The sequence below is a fragment of the Avibacterium sp. 21-595 genome, from assembly GCF_023611905.1.
Lineage (GTDB): Bacteria > Pseudomonadota > Gammaproteobacteria > Enterobacterales > Pasteurellaceae > Avibacterium.
Window position 1 is genome coordinate 2,292,478 of sequence record NZ_CP091455.1, and the last position, 18,263, is coordinate 2,310,740.

Below are 18,263 nucleotides of genomic sequence, written 5' to 3' on the forward strand. Positions count from 1 at the left end.
CTCTTATTTTATTGCGAGGATTGTTAGCTGACCGGCAGAACGTTCCGTTAATTCTCGTTCAAACTCAGCCTGTTTATCAGGACGGATTGCCAATACAAAATGGACTTTTTCTTGGAAATCTTGCGATTCAATCAACACCTCTTGCTGCACACACAAGTGTTGTAGCCAGTTGATTTGGTCATACTCACAGGTCAAACGAAAATGTTCTCGCTCCACTTTCATTGTGGTTTCAAGCAATTGCAAGGCTTGTTGCACGCCGTTGCCATAAGCACGCACCAAGCCTCCTGTCCCCAGCAAAATCCCACCATAATAGCGCACCACAACGGCACTGACTTCACCAATTTGGCTACCCAGCAACGCATTTAACATTGGCTTGCCTGCTGTGCCTGCAGGTTCGCCATCATCGGAAAAGCCTAAACTTTGAGTATCTGACGGTTTACCCGCGACCGCCGCCCAACAATGATGGCGAGCATTTGGGTGCTGAGTACGAATTTCCTGCCAAAACGCTTTCGCTTGTGCTAAACCTTCTGTATGTTTGAGATACGTGATAAAACGGCTTTTCTTAATTTCTTCTTCAAAAACCACCGCACTTTGCGGAATTAAATATTCCATAATCCAGACTAATTTTGACCAATATTTAATTGAGCGGTATTATACGCACAAAATCACTTCAACTAAATAAACAATGAACGAAATTAATATTCATCAACAGTTAGATACCCAAGGGCTACGCTGTCCTGAACCAGTAATGCTAGTACGCAAGCAAATTCGCCATATGCAAGCGGGGGAAGTGCTACTCATTCTGGCTGATGATCCTGCTACCACAAGGGATATTCCCAGTTTCTGTCAATTTATGGATCATCGTTTACTCAAAAGCGAAACAGAAAGCCCCCCATTTAGATATTGGGTGCAGAAAGGGCAATAACGAAGAAAATCAGAACAAAATAAAAAGGTGCGGACATTCGCACCTTTCTTTTTTAACGGGATTATAGATAGAATTTATCTACAAAATTTAATTTATCGTCAAGTTTTAGCACTAATGGCTGACCTGTTGGGATTTCAAAATCCATAATATCTTCATCAGAAATGCCGATAATGTGTTTGGCTAAGGCGCGCAATGAGTTACCGTGAGCAGTGACTAATACACGTTTTCCTGATAATAACGCTGGGGCAATTTGATCTTCCCAGAACGGTAAAACGCGCTCTAAGGTTACTTTTAAGTTTTCGCCATCAGGGATCACATCAGGCGGTAAATTTGCATAACGGCGATCATTATGGGCTGAATTTGGATCATTTGGATCTAGTAATGGTGGTAATGTATCGTAAGAACGACGCCAAATATGCACCTGCTCATCACCATATTTTTCTGCCGTTGCTTTTTTGTCTAAGCCTTGTAATTCGCCATAATGACGCTCATTTAAACGCCAACTTTTCACTTGCGGGATCCAAAGCTGGTGAGACTCTTCCAACACAATATTACAGGTTTTAATTGCACGAGTAAGTACAGAGGTAAACGCGATGTCAAACTCATAGCCTGCATCTAATAATTTTTTCCCTGCCGCTTTCGCTTCTTCTACACCACGTTCCGTTAAATTAACATCACGCCAGCCAGTGAATAAATTTTTCGCATTCCATTCACTAAAACCGTGACGGATAAACACTAATTCCATAGAAAATCTCCTAATGTTAATGAAAAATACTGCGCCACTTTATAGCAAAAATTTCAGCTTTTTAAAAGGAAAAAGCATTACTTTCCTGATCTTTCGCAAGGATTTACCGCATTCTGATTTTTCTCCAAACCGCGATTTTCTGATTTACTCAAAATTTTTCCCCGCGAACATTTAGCGCCTTGCTCAAATAATGGTATAGTTATGCACATTTTTAGCCATTAGGGCGATACACCAATTTTATTAATGAGAGAAAAAACGTTGAAAAAACGCACCGCACTTTTCTTTTTTGCCTGCACCCTACCTTTCGCTGTGCAGGGCGCGGATCTGTCTGCGATTCAAAAACAGATCAAACAGCAAGAACAGAAAATTGCTGAACAAAAACGTGAACAAGACAAATTGCAATCCACCCTTAAAAATCAGGAATTGCAAATTAATGGCGTGGTTGGACAACTTCGCCAAACGGAATCAGATCTAAAAGCCATTCGCCAAATGATCGCGGATACCGATAAACAAATCAAACACTTAGAAAAACAAGAAAAAAGCCAAAAAGAAAAACTGGCTAAGCAGATCGATGCAATGTACCGCTCAGGCATTAACCCTTCGGTGCTAGAGAAACTCTTTTCAGAAGATGCTCAAAAAGCAGAGCGAATGAAAGCCTATTATGAGCATATGAACCAAGCTCGTCTTGCCTACATTGAAGATCTCAAACAAACGCAAGAACAGCTCAAGAAAGAAAAAGCCAATATTCAAACTCAACAGCAAGAACAACAAAATCAGCTGAATGCGCAGAAAAAACAACAACAGAGTTTGCAAAAAGTGCAGCGCGAACGCCAATCTACGCTCAATCAGCTGAATAAGCGTTTAGCCAAAGATCAAAATAAATTAGATAGCTTAAAAGAAAACGAAAATGCCTTACGCCAACAAATCCAACGCGCAGAACAACAAGCACGAGAACAAGAAAAACAAGAACGTGAAGCGTTAGCGCAGAAAAAACGCCAAGAAGAACAAAAAAACCAAAAACCTTACACGCCAACCGCCCAAGAAAAACAGCTTATGGCAAGCAATTCAGGATTGGGTAAACCACAAAGGCAATATCAATATCCCGTATCAGGCAAAATTCTCAACCGTTTTGGTTCAACCCAAATGGGGGAATTGAAATGGAAAGGGATTGTGATCGGGGCAAATGCAGGTAGTTCAGTTCGAGCTATTGCTGATGGACGAGTTATTTTAGCTAGTTGGTTACAAGGTTATGGCTTAATGGTGATCATTAAACACGGTGAAAACGATCTAAGCTTATACGGCTACAACCGCGCCGTTTCAGTCAAAGAAGGGCAACTGGTGAAAGCAGGGCAAAAAATTGCTGAAGTGGGAAGTTCTGGGGGACAATCAAGATCAGGGCTTTATTTTGAAATTCGCCGTAAAGGTATTGCGGTAAATCCGACAGGTTGGTTGCGATAATGAAGAGAACTTACCAAAAACAAATCACCAAAAAACAAAGTGCGGTTAAAAATTTACTGATTTTTTCTACCGCACTTTGCTTGAGCCTCTTCCCCACAATTTCGATCAGCCAATCTCGCCTTGCCATTGTTATTGATGATGTGGGCTATCGTCCTAAAGAAGATGCCGCAGTTTATGCGATGCCAAAAGAAATTTCGGTAGCAATCATTCCTTCCGCCCCCTATGCCAAACAACGCAATCAACAAGCAATGCAACAAGGGCGAGATGTGCTTATTCATTTGCCTATGCAACCTATGGGGAATCATAAGATTGAATCTGGTGGTTTGACACTTGGAATGACACAGCAGGCAGTTCGAGAAAGAGTACAAAATGCGAAACAAGTTATTTCTTCAGCAATTGGATTGAATAATCATATGGGGAGTGCAGCTACTGCTGATAGTGATTTAATGAATAAATTAATGACGGTATTAAAAGAACAGCACCTCTTTTTTCTTGATAGCCGCACTATTGGGCATTCTGTCGCAAGTAAAACTGCAAAACAATACGGCATAAAAGCACTAGATCGCCATATTTTCCTTGATGATAGCGATGAATTTAACGACGTTCAACGCCAATTTCAACAAGCCATTAATTATGCCCGTAAGCAAGGTATCGCTATCGTTATTGGACACCCTAGAAAAAATACGATTGCTGTGCTACAAAATGGTTTACGTCATTTACCTCAAGATATTCAATTAGTGAATATAGGCAGTCTATGGCGTGGTGAAAAAATCGTCCCACAAAAACCATTCATTATGCTCTTTAATGCAACACCCGCCCCGACATCCGTCGCCCCTTTTCGCGAAATACCATTACTAAGAGGGATACCAAAATAGAAGAGATCAAAAAGAAGTGGCGGAAGATAATGGGAGTCGAACCCACCCAAGATTGCTGGCAACCTTAACAGGATTTGAAGTCCTGCCGTTTCACCGGAAACGCCTATCTTCCAACAGTTTGCTCACTTTAAAGGAAATTTGTTGATTATTCAAGCCTATGTGAAAGTAAAATTATCGGTCCACATTTTATTGTTATTTTAATGTGCAATAACATAAGATCATTTTAGTAAAGTGCTACCGAAAAACACACCAATGCCATATCCTTTCAACATCTCTCGGCAAGACTTCCAGTTAAAAGCTGAATTTTTGATTAAAAAACAGTATGATTACAAGTAAAAGTTTACTAGGACGATAAAATGAGCAGCCTTTTTCAACAACTTCCTTCAATAGATAAATTGTTAAAACAGCGTGAAATTGCCCCACTGATTACAATGTTCGGTCATCGTGCGGTGGTTAATGTATGCAGAAAACTCCTTGAAGATGCCCGTTCTCAGATAAAAAAAACACAAACACTTCCCGATATTTTTCTTAATCAGGAAAACTTGCTTACCGAAATTCAGCGAACCCTCACCATACAACAACAAGTAAAAATTCAACCTGTGCATAATTTAACGGGAACTGTTTTACATACGAATTTAGGTCGGGCTTTGTGGGCTGAGGCTGCACAGCAAGCCGCATTATTAACGATGCAAGAAAATGTCGCATTAGAATATGACTTGCTCGCCGGAGAACGTAGCCACCGCGATAAGTATATTAGTGAGCTATTATGTAAGCTTACCGGAGCAGAAGCCGCTTGCGTGGTGAACAACAATGCAGCAGCCGTGTTACTAATGTTAGCTACCTTTGCAGCGGGTAAAGAAGTGGTTATTTCTCGTGGTGAGCTAATTGAAATTGGCGGTTCGTTCCGTATCCCTGATATTATGCAACAAGCAGGCTGTAAGCTAATTGAAGTTGGTACAACAAATCGCACCCATTTAACTGATTATCGCCGTGCGATCAACGAAAATACCGCCTTTTTAATGAAAGTTCATAGTAGTAATTACCAAATTTGTGGCTTTACGCATTCTGTCAGCGAAGCCGAATTAGCACAACTTGGTCAGGAAATGAATGTGCCTGTGGTAACCGATTTAGGCAGTGGAGCATTGGTGGATCTTTCACAATATGGCTTGCCGAATGAACCTACCGTACAAGAAAAATGGCAGCAAGGTGTGGATTTAATCTCATTTTCTGGGGATAAATTGCTAGGTGGCCCACAGACAGGCATTATTGTTGGAAAAAAAGAATTTATCGATCAACTACAAGCGCATCCGCTCAAGCGCGCGTTACGCTGTGATAAAGTCATTTTAGCGGGGTTAGAAGCAACGTTGCGTTTATATCTTCAACCTGAAAAATTGACAGAGAAACTGACGAGTTTGCACTTACTCACGCAGCCTGTCTCCGTATTACGCCAACAGGCAGAAATACTGAAAGTGCGGTTGGAAAATCAGTTAGATTTTGCCTATACCGTCCGTGTGGAACAAAGCCAAGCACAAATTGGCAGTGGCGCCCAACCCCTCGCCACGCTCCCTTCCATTGCGGTAACCATAGAAGAAAAAACATCGCAAAAATTGACCGCACTTATTGAACGCTTCAAACAACTCCCCCACCCTATCATTGGGCGAATTGAACAAAATAAATTATGGCTCGATCTACGTAGCCTTGCCAATTTTGAACGTTTATTAAATACCGTGGAGCAACTATGATTATTGTTACCTCAGGCCACGTCGATCACGGCAAAACCGCTTTGTTACGCGCTTTAACGGGTACTGATGCGGATCGCTTGCCAGAAGAAAAGAAACGTGGAATGACGATTGATTTAGGTTATGCCTATTTACCTTTACCACAGAAAACGCTGGGTTTTATTGATGTGCCGGGACACGAAAAATTTCTCTCAAATATGCTTGCCGGGCTAGGCGGAGTAGATTATGCAATGCTTATCGTTGCCGCAGATGAAGGTATTCAGCCACAAACCGCAGAACATCTCGCCATTTTACGCCTATTGCATTTTAAGCAAATTATTGTTGTGATCACAAAAGCGGATAAAGTCAGCAAAACACATATTGCAAACACCAAGCAACAACTGGTACAAGCATACCCATTTTTGAAAGAAAGCCCTTTTTTCATTACTTCCGCTTATACAGGGCAAGGTATTGACGAATTACAAGCACATTTAGCAAATTTGCCTTCTCTTTCTGATAACCAGCTGCCTTTCCGTTATGTGATAGATCGCATTTTTACGATTAAAGGGGCAGGAACTGTGGTAACAGGCACGGCATTCAGTGGGCGTATTGCTACGAATGAAGAACTGTACTTATCCACAGGAAAAAAAGTGCGTATTAAAAATATCCATAGCCAAGATCAACAATCAATGGTTGGAGAGGCCGGGCAACGTTTAGCCTTAAATATTCAAACCGATGTAGAACGAACTGAAATTCAGCGTGGAGACTGGCTTTTCTCTCACCCACCAACAGTTGCCACTGATCGCATTACCGTAGAAATCGAAGCGGCACAGTGGATACAAGAAAGCCAAGCTGTGCATAGTTATCACGCCGCCTCGCATACAACGGGTAAGCTCACATTGCTCGAAAATAAACAACTTTATCCACAGCAAAAAGCCCTAGCAGAACTCACTTTACAAGATCCATTATACCTAACCTATAACGATAAATTAATTTTACGTACAGGCGATGCCAAATCCTTGTTAGCTGGCGCAAGGGTGATTGAAATTCACTCGCCAAAACGTTACAAGCGTACTGAAGTGCGGTTGAATTTTTTACATCATTTACTCACAACGCAAAACGTAGCTGAACGTTTAAGTTGCTATTTACAACATCGCCCAATGCCACTTACGGAATTAGCGTGGTTAGCACAACGTAAAGAAGAGGATTTACCCGATTTACTTGCAGAACGTCATATCCAAACCCGGCAAGGGTGGGCATTTACGCGTAGTTATCAACAACAGCAAAGTGAAAAATTAATCGCCACATTGACGGATTACCACCAGCAATCTCCCGATCAACTTGGCTTAAGCAAAGCACGTTTATATCGCATTGCGGCTATTCATCAGCCTGAAGCCTTAATTTATTATTTTATTGCTGACTTATTAGCCCAAGAGAAGCTTCAGCAAACGCGCGGTTGGTTGCATTTACCAGAACATAAAATTCGTTTTAATACGGAAGAACAGCAGTTATGGCAACAAGTCCTCACGCATTTTGAACAACAGCACGGACAAGCATTATGGGTGCGAGATTTAGCGAATTTGCTGGATTTAGATGAAAGCACGATGCGTAATTTTCTTTATAAAGCAGGGAAATTAGGCTATTTAACGCCTATTGTACGAGATCGTTTTATGCTTACAGAAACCCTGTATGCGTATGCCCATTGGGTAAAAAACATTATCTTGGAGAAGGGAGACATTTCAGTAAATCAACTCCGCGATGAATTGCAATGGGGCAGAAAAATGACGGTACAACTTATGGAATATTTCGATCGCTGTGGTTTTTTACGCCGTAAGGGAAATGTGCATTTATTACGAGATGGCGATCTCTTTGATTACTAACCATAAAACACAAGTGCGGTGAAAAATGGAGAAATTTATCACCGCACTTTTCTTAAATGCAAACACATTTTTATTGCCATTTATTTTTTCATCAATCCCTTTGCAAGCGGGATAAGATAGCCTCCTCACAACGTCCATTTATTTCAAACTAAAGCAACGATAAAGCAGATCAAGTATGCAACCTATGTTGAGCCTGTGCTATGCGACTAAATATTTAAATTGATTTTCTCATCAATAAAACATTGATCCATTTCAAATGCCGGTTTTGCTGCTTTATCTTTACCAATGGTTTTTGAAGGAACCCCCGCAACAGTGGTATATTCAGGGACGGGTTGTAACACCACAGAATTGGCGCCAATTTTGGCATAACGCCCAATTTCAATATTACCGAGAATTTTTGCCCCAGCTCCAATCATCACCCCCTCCCTTACTTTTGGATGACGATCACCAGATTCTTTACCCGTTCCGCCTAGGGTAACGCCTTGTAGAATAGACACATCATTTTCGATAACAGAAGTTTCGCCTACCACAATGCCAGTGGCGTGATCGAACATAATGCCACAGCCTATTTGTGCCGCGGGGTGAATATCCACATCAAACGCAACAGAAATTTCATTTTGTAAATAAATCGCCAACGCTTTACGATTTTGTTGCCATAAATAATGGGTAATACGGTAACTTTGTAAGGCGTGAAAACCTTTTAAATATAATAACGGCGTTGTCCATAATTCCACTGCGGGATCCCGTTGACGCACCGCACGAATATCACAAGCCGCACTGCCAATGATATCAGGTTCTGCTTGGTAGGCATCTTCAATAATTTCACGCAAGGTGATCGCGGGCATAATGGGATTTGCTAATTTATTAGCTAAAATATAACTTAATGCGTTACCAAGATTCTGGTGTTTTAGAATAGTGGAATGAAAAAAACTCGCGAGCATTGGCTCACATTCCGCTAATTCTTTTGCTTCTTGACGAAGTAAACGCCAAACTTCAACAGGCATTTTATTCTCCTTTTCGTTCTCGTCCAAGCAGAGTGAATGCAACATCTTTGGCATTTTTAGCACAAAATAGGACTTGGTAAATTTGTTCGGTAATTGGCATTTCTACACCTTGTCGCTGAGCAAGTAAATAGGTTTCTTTGGTGTTATAAAATCCTTCCACCACCTGACCAATTTCAGCTAATGCCTGCTCGGTGTTTTTCCCCTGACCAAGCATTAACCCAAAGCGACGATTACGCGATTGGTTATCGGTACAAGTTAGTACTAAATCACCTAAGCCTGACATTCCCATAAATGTATTGGGGTTCGCCCCGAGTGACTCCCCTAATCGGCTAATCTCCGCTAACCCCCGTGTAATCAAGGCAGTACGCGCATTTGCACCAAATCCCATTCCGTCTGACATTCCAGCCCCAATGGCAATCACATTTTTAATGGCTCCGCCAAGCTGAACACCGATCATATCTTGATTAAGATAAACACGAAAATGTTTACTGCAATGAATACGCGCTTGAAATTCTTGGGCAAACGCCAGATCGTGAGAAGCTAAGGTGATTGCCGTTGGCAGTCCTTGTGCAAGCTCTTTGGCAAATGTTGGGCCAGATAAAACAGCTAATGGATATTGCGTGCCAAGTTTTTCTTCTACCACCTGTTGCAATAAACGCCCTGTATCTCGTTCTAAACCTTTCGTCGCCCAAACAATTCGATGCTCTGGTTGTAAGTGCGGTCGGATTTTTTCTAAAACTTCGCCAAAAACGTGGCTAGGTACAACAATCAATAAATCTCGTGATTTTTGCACCGCACTCGCTAAATTCGTTTCAATTTGTAATGCTTCAGGAAACGGAATATCTGGTAAAAAAGGCTGATTACAACGTGCATCCGCCAACGCTTGCATATGTTCGGCATTATGTCCCCAAAGATAAGTAGGTGAGCCGTTACGAGAGAAGCTGATTGCCAATGCCGTCCCGTAAGATCCTGCGCCAATGACAGTAATGGGTGAATTGGAAATATTGTTGTGCATTAATCATCTCCATAATGAAAATAAAGGTGAATCACACTCACTATTAATGCCTTGAGTTTAACCTACTTGAATTAGACTGAAAATAGAATTTTTACAGAAGTGAGTTAGTAGTGTGGCGTTATATAAAGCAGTGGATAGATTACCTTGCCAAATTGTATCCTATCTAATACAATTTATAAAAGGAGATGGGTATGGAAAAAATAAATGAAATAAGAACAACAGCCGAATTTGACCACTGGCTAATGAATTTAAAAAATCGCATAGCAAAAATGGCAATTATCAAGCGCATAGAACGAGCTGAGCAAGGAAATTTCGGTGATCATAAACCATTAGGTGGTGGGCTTTATGAAATGCGAATAGCAACGGGAGCAGGTTATCGTGTTTATTACATTCAAGATGGCAATACGTTATATTTTTTGTTGTGTGGTGACGATAAATCAACACAACAGGCAGATATTAACAAAGCAAGAATGATGATCGAGGATTAACATAATGAAATTAAAAGCAAATATTAAAACAAGTCATTTTGACGCAGCAAAATACCTTACTACGGAAGAAGATATACAGGCTTATTTAGCTGAAACCCTAAAAAGTGGAGAGCAAGAAGAATTTTTAACCGCACTTTCAACAGTTGCAAGAGCAAGAGGAATGACAGAGCTAGCTAAACAAACAGGTTTAGGGCGTGAAAGTCTGTATAAAACCCTATCCAAAGGCAGTAAACCGAGATTTGAAACCATACAAAAAATTCTCTTGGCGTTTAATTTGGAACTCGTGCCAACAATTAAAGGGCGGTGATTTTTTCCATAAAAAAGTGGGTCTTTCACCCACTTATTTTGATTAATTAACCGTTTCTGGTTTCTCGTCTTGTGCTTGCTCCGCTTGCTGACGCTCTAAATATTCCATAAAGAGTGCATCAAAGTTTACGGGAGAAAGATTTAATGGCGGGAAAGTGCCACGGTTTACAAGGCTTGCAATTAATTCACGCGCGTAAGGGAACAGCATATTTGGGCATTGTGAAGTTAAGCAATGGGCAAGTTGAACGCCTTCCAACCCACTTACTGTGAACACGCCTGCTTGTTTTACTTCACAAATAAACGCCACATCACCACTTTCTTCAAGGGTGGTTTCGGTGGAAATGTTTAAACAGACCTCATAAAGATCTTCACCTAATTCAACCACTTCTGTGTTTAAATCAAAAGAAAGTTGAGGTTTCCATTCTTGTTGGAAAATATGGGGAAGATTCGGTGCTTCAAAAGAGACATCTTTAATATAGATACGTTGAATTTGTAATACAGCTTCTGTTTGTTGTTCTTGTGCTTCCGTTGCAACTTCTTGATTTTGCTCAGTCATTTTCTATTCCTCTATGAGTTATTTATCTTTTTTCACTAATGGCAAATTCGCTGAACGCCAACCTGCAATCCCTTCTTTTAACGCGTACACTTCGCGAAATCCTTGTTTAGCCAAAAGCTCTGCGGAAGTGCCTGCAGCCATTCCCGTGGCACACACAACCACAACAGGCTTGTCTTTATGCTGTTCAATTTTACCAATATTCTGATTTTTAATTTCGCTAGGTAATAAATGAATGCTGTGAATAATATGCCCACGTTCAAACTCATCAAGAGTACGCACATCAATTACTGTCGCCTCTTTATTATTCATTAAGCTAACGATCTCGGCATTCTCAATGGTTTTCACTTTGGTGGTGAACGCCTTGAAATAGGTGTAAATAACGAGAAAAAATACGGCTATCCAAGAAATAACCATTAATGTGTGATTTTTTGCAAAGGCGGTTGCCATCGGTAGAAATTCTTGCATTTTACTCTCTATGTTTTAGTTCAAAATAAAGGCTTAAGTATAACCGCACTTTATTCATCTTTCAAAGAAACTCTGCGAAATTCCTCACTTGTTAAGGTAGGTTTTATTCTAAATCAATGAATAAATAAAAATAATTAGAGCTTATATAGCGATTCACCGCGTTTATTGCTATATTATTGCGCGATTTTAAAGAGATTTTTCTCTTTTCATCATTGTATGTTCTTTTTGCAAAGAAATTATCTAATCCATATATTAAAAGAGGTTCGATTATGTTTTTTCTCCAATTTGCCATCGTATTGGTGTGCATTTTGATTGGTGCGCGCATTGGCGGTATCGGCTTGGGAGTGATGGGCGGTGTGGGGCTTGCTATCCTCTCTTTTGGCTTCGGCTTAGCACCTGCGGGTTTACCGATTAATGTAATGCTAATGATTATGGCGGTCGTTTCTGCCGCAGCGGCAATGCAAGCCGCAGGTGGTTTAGATTATATGATCAAAATCGCCACCAATATTTTACGTAAACACCCGAAATACATCACCTTTATTGCGCCTGCAGTAACTTGGACATTCACCGTATTAGCAGGAACAGGTCACGTGGCTTATTCTGTATTACCTGTGATTGCAGAAGTGAGTCGCCACAATGGTGTGCGTCCTGAACGTCCGCTTTCAATGGCGGTAATTGCTTCACAATTTGCCATTGTCGCTAGCCCGATTGCTGCTGCGGTGGTTGCGGTGGTTGCTTATCTTGAGCCACAAGGCATTCACTTAGGTGATGTGTTAATGGTAACCATACCTTCAACCATTTTAGGCTTAGCGCTTGCTTGTATCTTCGTCAATAAAATGGGTAAAGAATTAAAAGATGACCCAGAATATCAACGTTTATTACAAGATCCTGAGTATGTAAAAGAAAACCATACAGATGTTAATCCAGACAACATTCAATTAAAACCAACGGCGAAATTATCTGTCGGTTTATTCTTATTTGGTGCATTATTAGTAGTATTAATGGGAGCATTCCCTGGCTTACGTCCAGTTTTTGATGGCAAACCAATGGGAATGGCACACGCCATTGAAATCGTGATGCTGACTGTGGGTGCATTAATCATTTTAACTTGTAAACCAAATGGCAACGCCATTACACAAGGTTCCGTGTTCCACGCGGGAATGCGTGCTGTTATCGCTATTTTTGGTATTGCGTGGTTAGGTGATACCCTGATGCAAGCGCATATGGTGGAAGTCAAAGAAAGTGTGAAAGTGTTGGTTGAAACCGCACCTTGGACCTTTGCTATTGCACTATTTGTGCTTTCTGTTTTAGTAAATAGCCAAGGCGCAACAGTTGCTACTCTATTCCCAGTTGGGATCGCATTGGGCATTCCTGCACCAGTGTTAATTGGGGTATTTGTTGCAGTAAATGGTTACTTCTTCATTCCAAATTACGGTCCAATCATTGCCTCAATTGACTTTGATACCACAGGAACAACACGTATTGGTAAATATATTTTCAACCATAGCTTTATGCTACCAGGGCTATTAAGTATGGCATTCAGCCTTGCGTTTGGCTTGTTGTTCGCCAATATTTTGCTGTAATTTTTACCGCACTTTATGCTATCAACTGGGGGCATTGCTCCCAGTTTTTTTATGCCCTCATTCTGATACAAAAAGTTAGCTATGGCATTCCTTGCCAAACTTTCGCATAATATGGCCAGCTTTTTTAACAAGAGGAATATAATAATGACGATTTCCAAACAACAAATTCTTGATGCTTACCATTTTCGCCACGCATGCAAACAATACGATCCCACAAAGAAAATCAGTGAGGAAGATTTTCGCTTTATCCTTGAAACCGCACGTCTTTCGCCAAGTTCCTTTGGATTTGAGCCGTGGAAATTTTTAGTGATTGAAAATCAGCATATTAAAGAACTCATCCGCGATACCGCGTGGGGAGCGAAAGATAAAATTATGGATTGTAGCCATTTTGTCGTCATCCTCGTTCGCCAACCCCAAACTCTCCTAGCAGATGGCAAATATGTCCCACATATTATGCGTGATGTGCATCATATCCCTGAAGATGCCCTTAAATTGCGTCAAGGTTTTTATCGCAACTTTACAGAAAACGATTTTGCGCTCACCGACAATCCCGTTGCATTTTATCATTGGGCTTGCCGTCAAAGTTATATCGCCTTAGGCAATATGCTCACTAGCGCGGCAATGATTGGCATTGATAGCACCCCGATTGAGGGCTTTCCGCTAGAAAAAATGAATGATCTTTTTGTCGCAGAGGGGTTATACCGTGCAGATGAATACAAGCTCAGCGTGATGGCGGCATTTGGCTATCGCGTAAATGCACCGCGAGAAAAAACACGCCAAGCATTTGATGAAATTGTCGAATGGGTAAAATAAAAACCCCGTGAAATCCTACCGCACTTTATCCTATTAATAAAAATAAAGTGCGGTGCAAATTTTCTTCTTTTTAATCATTCTTTGGAATAGGTATGCTCATTTCATTTATTCTGATTGCACTTTGTGCAGGCGTTGCCCTTGCCACGCAAGCGGCGATTAATAGCCAACTTGCAGGATCATTAATGGGACAACCCGTGGTAGCCGCATTGATTTCTTTTGCGATGGGAACCCTATTGCTGTTTTTTATTTGTTGGTGGAAAGCTGATTTATTCACTACCTTACAACAAGTGCCAAAACAACCAATATGGAAACTCATTGGTGGCCCGCTCGGTGCGTTAGTGGTCTTCACAACCATTTTTCTCGCCCCTAAAATGGGCGTAACCAATATGCTGTTTTTCATCATTATCGGGCAACTTATTGCCGCAGCAGTGATTGATCATTTTGGCTTGATTGGTATGACAAGTCGTCCAATCCAAATCTGGCAAATAATTGGCTTTGTGTTTATGGGCGCTGGATTAGTGCTATTTTTCTTTGGCAAAAAATTGTTTGGCTAGCTTTCAACGCGTCGATCGATAAGTGCTATCCTCATCTCAGGTAAAAATACTGTAAAAAATTACCGCACTTCTTCATTGCCTTCCTATTTTCCCGTAATGGCGGGCTGGTGTGTCCGCCTAAAAAATATTGCCACACAAGCAATGTAAAGGCAGTCATTTGGAAATGAGTTAGGATTTCCCCAAAAATTCCCCTCTTGTATCAAGAGGGGAAGAGTAAAAGTGTGAGGAAACATTGAAATGTAAAAAGTTTTCTTCTACAAAATCATCTTCACTAATTTATCCGCTTTAATACGGGCAAATTTTTTCAGCAGTTTTTGCACTGGTTCTGGATATTGCGAAAGTGCCTCCAGTTCTGTGTAGTGTGTGAGCTGTATGGTATGTTGGCGAATACAGTCTAACTCTTGTTGTACTTGGGATTGCAGTTGTTGTGCTGGATCTTGAATGAACAAGCCATTTTCTGCGTCTAAACGCCAAGCACGCGGGTTAAGATTGTTGCCGGTTAAAAGCATATAATGATCATCTACCCACACACCCTTTAGGTGATAGCTGTTATCACCGTCTTTCCAAGTGCGAATAACCAGCTGACCTTGGTTGAGTTGTTGCTCAAATTTTTGGCTAAAACGGCGTAAATTACTTTCATATAAATAAGGTAGCGCACCAGCCATTTTAAATGGCTGTGAAGGGGGAATATAAAAATCATTGGCAGTTTTATCCCCCACAATAATTTCAATTTGCTTGCCTTTTTGTAATAAACGCCGAATTTTTTGTTGCAATGGGCGAGGGAAATTAAAGTAAGGCGTACAGATCACCAATTTTTCCTGCACAATCTGAAAAAGATCTTCAATCGTACGGTTAAGCAGGTTTGCACCACCGCCTAAGCCAAAAAGTGGGGTGATTTTTAGGCCAGAATTTTCTTCGTTTGCAAACTTATATTGCCCATCGCTTGCCAAGCCTTTACGGAAAGCACGAATATGTTGGCGAATTTCTTTGGTTTTAGGACGCTCAACATTATCCAACGGTAATACTGCTTGATTACTCAGCAAATGCTGTTTGAGAAAATCTACCATTGAGTCTGTTAAAGCCGAATGAGTGATTTTATGATAACGATCGTAGCGATATTTTTCATTTTGCTGTAAATAAACATTATTGATACTCGCCCCACTGTATAGCAACGTATCATCAAAAATAAAACCTTTAATGTGTAAAACGCCAAAAATTTCTCGTGTATTTACGGGAACACCGAAAAATAAATGAGCGTGTTCACCATATTGATGAATTGCCCGTTGATCACAATACCAATCCGCATTTGTGGCTGTCTTTTCTGCCCCGAGTAAATTACGTTGAGCGCGATGCCAATCCACAAAAATTTTCACATCAAGATTCGGATTACGGCTTTTCGCGGCAAAGATCTCATTCAAAATCGCTTGCCCTGCTTCATCATTTTGCCAATAAAGTGCGGTGATATAAATGCGTGTTTTTGCTTCACGAATAAGCTGAATAATCTGTTGCTTAAATTCCGCAGGGTGATGAAGAAAATCAATTTGTGTTTCCTCTAAAGCCAAATAAGGCAAGGTTTGTAGATTCTCTTTCGCCCGTTTCGTTTTATTTATCAACATAATTTTTACTCTAATTTTAGTAATCTTTTTTGTTCAGCTCGCTAGTTTACAATATTTACTTCTTCGCTTGGTAGAAAAAAGATATTTTTTCGCTATAATGCTCACACTTTCTGACAAAGTGCGCTGAAAATTCGCCCACTTTTCTTATTTTTATCACAATTTGGTAACGCAAAATGAACGCAAAAAAACCAACCTTCCAACAAGCGGATTCCACAAAACGTTTCAATGAACGCTACGCTGGCGAAAAACAAGACAAAAAAGCACCGCACTTTTCGCGTGGAAAAAAGGAAGATAAACGCCCTTTTTCTCGAGAAAAGACAGCGTTCAAAGCAAGCGAAAAAGTACAACAACGTACAGAATTAACGATGGATAATGCACGTGGCACAGCCAATGTCAAAGTGGTAATTAAACGAACTGGGGAAAAAGAAAAACAGAAAAAAACAGGCCCTCTTTCCCCACGCGCGCCAGAAAAAATTAAGAAAAATCGCGCAGAAGAAATTAAAGTTTATGGTGAAAACACCTGTTTAGCACTTTTTGCTCAGCGTCCTGAAAGCATTATTCGCGTATGGACTACCGTGGAAATGGCGCACCGTGTCGGGGAATTATTCAGCTATTTGGCGGCAAATAAAAAAGTCTATCACGTTGTAGATAATAAAGAACTTGCGTTAGTGAGTGGTACAGAACACCATAACGGCATTTGTATGTTGGTGAAAAAACCTCGTCATTTTACCCTTACTGGGTATCTAGACATTCCACGCCAAAAAGACGCCTTAGTGTTACTTGATAATGTACATAATGCCCATAACATCGGTGGTATTATGCGAACTTGCGCGGTATATGGCGTGAAAGGGTTAGTATTGAGTGAAGCCGATTTACTTAACTCTGCTGCGGCAATGCGTGTGGCAGAAGGCGGTGCAGAATACATACATACGTTACTGACCAACAGCACAGAGCAGGGTTTAACTGAATTGCGTGAAAAAGGCTATCAAATCGTACATCTAAGCCAAAACAAACAAGCCAAACCTTTCGCTCAGTTGAAATTAAGCGATAAAGTGGTCTTTGTATTAAGCGAAAGTGCGGGAGAAAATTTGGTAAAAAATCACGATGATATCGTGAATTTATCCCTTGCTAACCCACTTAACGCAGGTTTGAATGTTGCTGTTGCTGCGGGTGTTCTATTGGCAAAATGGGCAGAAAAATCCTTATAATTGATCCGCGTGATGAATAAGGACAAAGCGTTCCCATAACTGGGCTTCGCTTTCTTGATGATTAGGATCAGGCTTAATGCAGTTGCTGATTGGGCAAACTTTTTGACAGGTTGGGGTATCATAATGCCCCACACATTCGGTACAAAGATTTGGATCGATAAGATAAATATCTTCGCCCACAGAAATGGCATCATTCGGGCATTCAGGCAAGCACATATCACAATTTGTGCATTTCTCTGTAATTAAAAGTGCCATCATTTCCCCATATCATCATTGAAAGGGCGAGATTATAAAGAATCAGCAAGGAAAATTAAATAGGCAAAACAAGATGAGCAAGAAAAACAATAAAGGACTTTCTTTTTTAAGTACCCTAATCATTGCGGGCATTGCATTGATTTGGAATTATTTTCAACCTTCCGAAAAAACACCTAAACCGCAACCTGCCCCACAATCGCAACCAAATACAACCGCACCACTTGGCGATAATTATGATTACATTATGCGTGATGATGCCATTGGACAAAATAAAAATGCGCCGGTGGATTATTATATGCTGGCGTTGTCTTGGTCGCCGGGGTTTTGCCAAGCACAAAAGGAACGCTATAACGGTAAATTGCCACAATCGCTGATGAGCCAATGTGGCACACAGCAGTATGGCTGGGTGATCCATGGATTATGGCCACAAAATGGCAATGCTCATTCCGTCAGTGATCATCCTCGTTTTTGTCAAGGGGATTTACCTATGGTTGATCCTAGCTTGATTAAGCCTTATCTTGCCGATAGCCCAAGTGCCAATTTATTACAAGGCGAATGGGAAAAGCACGGCGCTTGTGCGTTTAATGACGCCAAATCATATTTTGAAAAACAGCAAAATTTATACCGCACTTTAACCTTGCCAGATCGTGATTTACCACGCAAAGAATTATTTGCTTGGCTAAAAAAACATAACCCGCAATTAAAAGGAGCCTACTTGAGAGCAAGCCATAATGAATTATTTATTTGTTATGACCTGAATTGGCAAGTGAGAGATTGCCCACATTAGTGCGCGCTTTAC

At 40.8% G+C, this 18,263-nt stretch carries 20 protein-coding genes and 1 tRNA gene; 12 read left to right on the forward strand and 9 right to left on the reverse strand.

Annotated elements, in window-relative coordinates; genetic code table 11:
• Positions 1–3: 3 nt before the first annotated feature.
• Positions 4–615, reverse strand: a complete 612-nt coding sequence (locus L4F92_RS10665) for a YigZ family protein (RefSeq protein ID WP_250364602.1) — start codon at positions 613–615, stop codon at positions 4–6.
• A 70-nt stretch (positions 616–685) separates the two neighbouring features.
• On the opposite strand from L4F92_RS10665, the gene tusA reads away from it, so the two are divergent.
• Complete coding sequence (gene tusA, locus L4F92_RS10670; RefSeq protein WP_250351464.1) at positions 686–925, forward strand: sulfurtransferase TusA; 240 nt, start codon at positions 686–688, stop codon at positions 923–925.
• Positions 926–986: 61 nt separating this feature from the next.
• Here tusA and L4F92_RS10675 read toward each other — a convergent pair whose 3' ends face one another.
• Positions 987–1,670, reverse strand: coding sequence for a 2,3-diphosphoglycerate-dependent phosphoglycerate mutase (locus L4F92_RS10675; protein WP_250351463.1), 684 nt, complete (start codon positions 1,668–1,670; stop codon positions 987–989).
• A gap of 243 nt (positions 1,671–1,913) precedes the next feature.
• On the opposite strand from L4F92_RS10675, the gene envC reads away from it, so the two are divergent.
• Positions 1,914–3,128, forward strand: a complete 1,215-nt coding sequence (gene envC / locus L4F92_RS10680) for a murein hydrolase activator EnvC (RefSeq protein ID WP_442778843.1) — start codon at positions 1,914–1,916, stop codon at positions 3,126–3,128.
• Positions 3,128–4,003 carry a divergent polysaccharide deacetylase family protein gene (locus tag L4F92_RS10685; protein ID WP_250363702.1) on the forward strand — a complete coding sequence of 292 codons (876 nt, stop codon included), beginning with the start codon at positions 3,128–3,130 and terminating at the stop codon, positions 4,001–4,003. Before envC ends, L4F92_RS10685 begins: the two co-directional genes overlap by 1 nt.
• Positions 4,004–4,020: 17 nt before the next feature.
• Here L4F92_RS10685 and L4F92_RS10690 read toward each other — a convergent pair.
• Positions 4,021–4,115: transfer RNA gene (locus tag L4F92_RS10690), tRNA-Sec, on the reverse strand.
• Positions 4,116–4,359: 244 nt separating this feature from the next.
• Here L4F92_RS10690 and selA point away from each other — a divergent pair.
• Together selA and selB are read left to right on the forward strand one after the other, a co-directional pair.
• The gene (gene selA, locus L4F92_RS10695) at positions 4,360–5,745 is read left to right on the forward strand and encodes an L-seryl-tRNA(Sec) selenium transferase (protein ID WP_250363703.1); all 1,386 of its coding nucleotides are present in this window, start codon (positions 4,360–4,362) and stop codon (positions 5,743–5,745) included.
• A complete protein-coding gene (gene selB / locus L4F92_RS10700) occupies positions 5,742–7,601 on the forward strand; it encodes a selenocysteine-specific translation elongation factor (RefSeq protein WP_250363704.1) in 1,860 nt (619 codons plus the stop codon). Before selA ends, selB begins: the two co-directional genes overlap by 4 nt.
• A gap of 206 nt (positions 7,602–7,807) precedes the next feature.
• Here selB and cysE read toward each other — a convergent pair whose 3' ends face one another.
• Positions 7,808–8,605, reverse strand: coding sequence for a serine O-acetyltransferase (gene cysE, locus L4F92_RS10705; protein WP_250363705.1), 798 nt, complete (start codon positions 8,603–8,605; stop codon positions 7,808–7,810).
• 1 nt (position 8,606) lies between these two features.
• A complete protein-coding gene (gpsA, locus tag L4F92_RS10710; protein ID WP_250363706.1) occupies positions 8,607–9,620 on the reverse strand; it encodes an NAD(P)H-dependent glycerol-3-phosphate dehydrogenase in 1,014 nt (337 codons plus the stop codon).
• A gap of 191 nt (positions 9,621–9,811) precedes the next feature.
• Here gpsA and L4F92_RS10715 point away from each other — a divergent pair, with 191 nt between their 5' ends.
• Together L4F92_RS10715 and L4F92_RS10720 are read left to right on the forward strand one after the other, a co-directional pair.
• Positions 9,812–10,108, forward strand: a complete 297-nt coding sequence (locus tag L4F92_RS10715; RefSeq protein WP_250363707.1) for a type II toxin-antitoxin system RelE/ParE family toxin — start codon at positions 9,812–9,814, stop codon at positions 10,106–10,108.
• A gap of 4 nt (positions 10,109–10,112) precedes the next feature.
• Positions 10,113–10,415: an addiction module antidote protein gene (locus L4F92_RS10720; RefSeq protein WP_250363708.1), complete on the forward strand. Its 303-nt coding sequence runs from the start codon at positions 10,113–10,115 to the stop codon at positions 10,413–10,415.
• Between the two features lie 42 nt (positions 10,416–10,457).
• Here the strand turns inward: L4F92_RS10720 and secB are convergent, their stop codons facing one another.
• Together secB and L4F92_RS10730 are read right to left on the reverse strand one after the other, a co-directional pair.
• Positions 10,458–10,970 (reverse strand): protein-export chaperone SecB, encoded by a 513-nt coding sequence (gene secB, locus L4F92_RS10725; RefSeq protein WP_250351438.1) that lies wholly within the window; start codon positions 10,968–10,970, stop codon positions 10,458–10,460.
• 18 nt (positions 10,971–10,988) lie between these two features.
• Positions 10,989–11,435: a rhodanese-like domain-containing protein gene (locus L4F92_RS10730; RefSeq protein WP_250351437.1), complete on the reverse strand. Its 447-nt coding sequence runs from the start codon at positions 11,433–11,435 to the stop codon at positions 10,989–10,991.
• Positions 11,436–11,704: 269 nt separating this feature from the next.
• Here L4F92_RS10730 and L4F92_RS10735 point away from each other — a divergent pair, with 269 nt between their 5' ends.
• The 3 genes from L4F92_RS10735 (at position 11,705) to L4F92_RS10745 (ending at position 14,385) form a co-directional block, all read left to right on the forward strand.
• A complete protein-coding gene (locus tag L4F92_RS10735) occupies positions 11,705–13,018 on the forward strand; it encodes an anaerobic C4-dicarboxylate transporter (protein ID WP_250363709.1) in 1,314 nt (437 codons plus the stop codon).
• Between the two features lie 144 nt (positions 13,019–13,162).
• Positions 13,163–13,831 (forward strand): NAD(P)H-dependent oxidoreductase, encoded by a 669-nt coding sequence (locus L4F92_RS10740; protein ID WP_250363710.1) that lies wholly within the window; start codon positions 13,163–13,165, stop codon positions 13,829–13,831.
• 92 nt (positions 13,832–13,923) lie between these two features.
• Entirely contained in the window at positions 13,924–14,385 is a 462-nt protein-coding gene (locus L4F92_RS10745) for a DMT family transporter (RefSeq protein ID WP_250363711.1), read from the forward strand.
• A gap of 254 nt (positions 14,386–14,639) precedes the next feature.
• On the opposite strand, the gene pssA is transcribed toward L4F92_RS10745, so the two are convergent.
• Positions 14,640–16,001, reverse strand: a complete 1,362-nt coding sequence (pssA, locus tag L4F92_RS10750) for a CDP-diacylglycerol--serine O-phosphatidyltransferase (RefSeq protein WP_250363712.1) — start codon at positions 15,999–16,001, stop codon at positions 14,640–14,642.
• 173 nt (positions 16,002–16,174) lie between these two features.
• Here pssA and L4F92_RS10755 point away from each other — a divergent pair, with 173 nt between their 5' ends.
• Positions 16,175–17,209: a TrmH family RNA methyltransferase gene (locus L4F92_RS10755; RefSeq protein WP_250363713.1), complete on the forward strand. Its 1,035-nt coding sequence runs from the start codon at positions 16,175–16,177 to the stop codon at positions 17,207–17,209.
• Here the strand turns inward: L4F92_RS10755 and L4F92_RS10760 are convergent.
• Positions 17,204–17,464 (reverse strand): YfhL family 4Fe-4S dicluster ferredoxin, encoded by a 261-nt coding sequence (locus L4F92_RS10760; RefSeq protein ID WP_250351636.1) that lies wholly within the window; start codon positions 17,462–17,464, stop codon positions 17,204–17,206. The genes L4F92_RS10755 and L4F92_RS10760 overlap by 6 nt on opposite strands.
• Positions 17,465–17,537: 73 nt before the next feature.
• Here L4F92_RS10760 and L4F92_RS10765 point away from each other — a divergent pair, with 73 nt between their 5' ends.
• Positions 17,538–18,251, forward strand: coding sequence for a ribonuclease T2 family protein (locus L4F92_RS10765; RefSeq protein WP_250363714.1), 714 nt, complete (start codon positions 17,538–17,540; stop codon positions 18,249–18,251).
• Positions 18,252–18,263 lie beyond the last annotated feature (12 nt).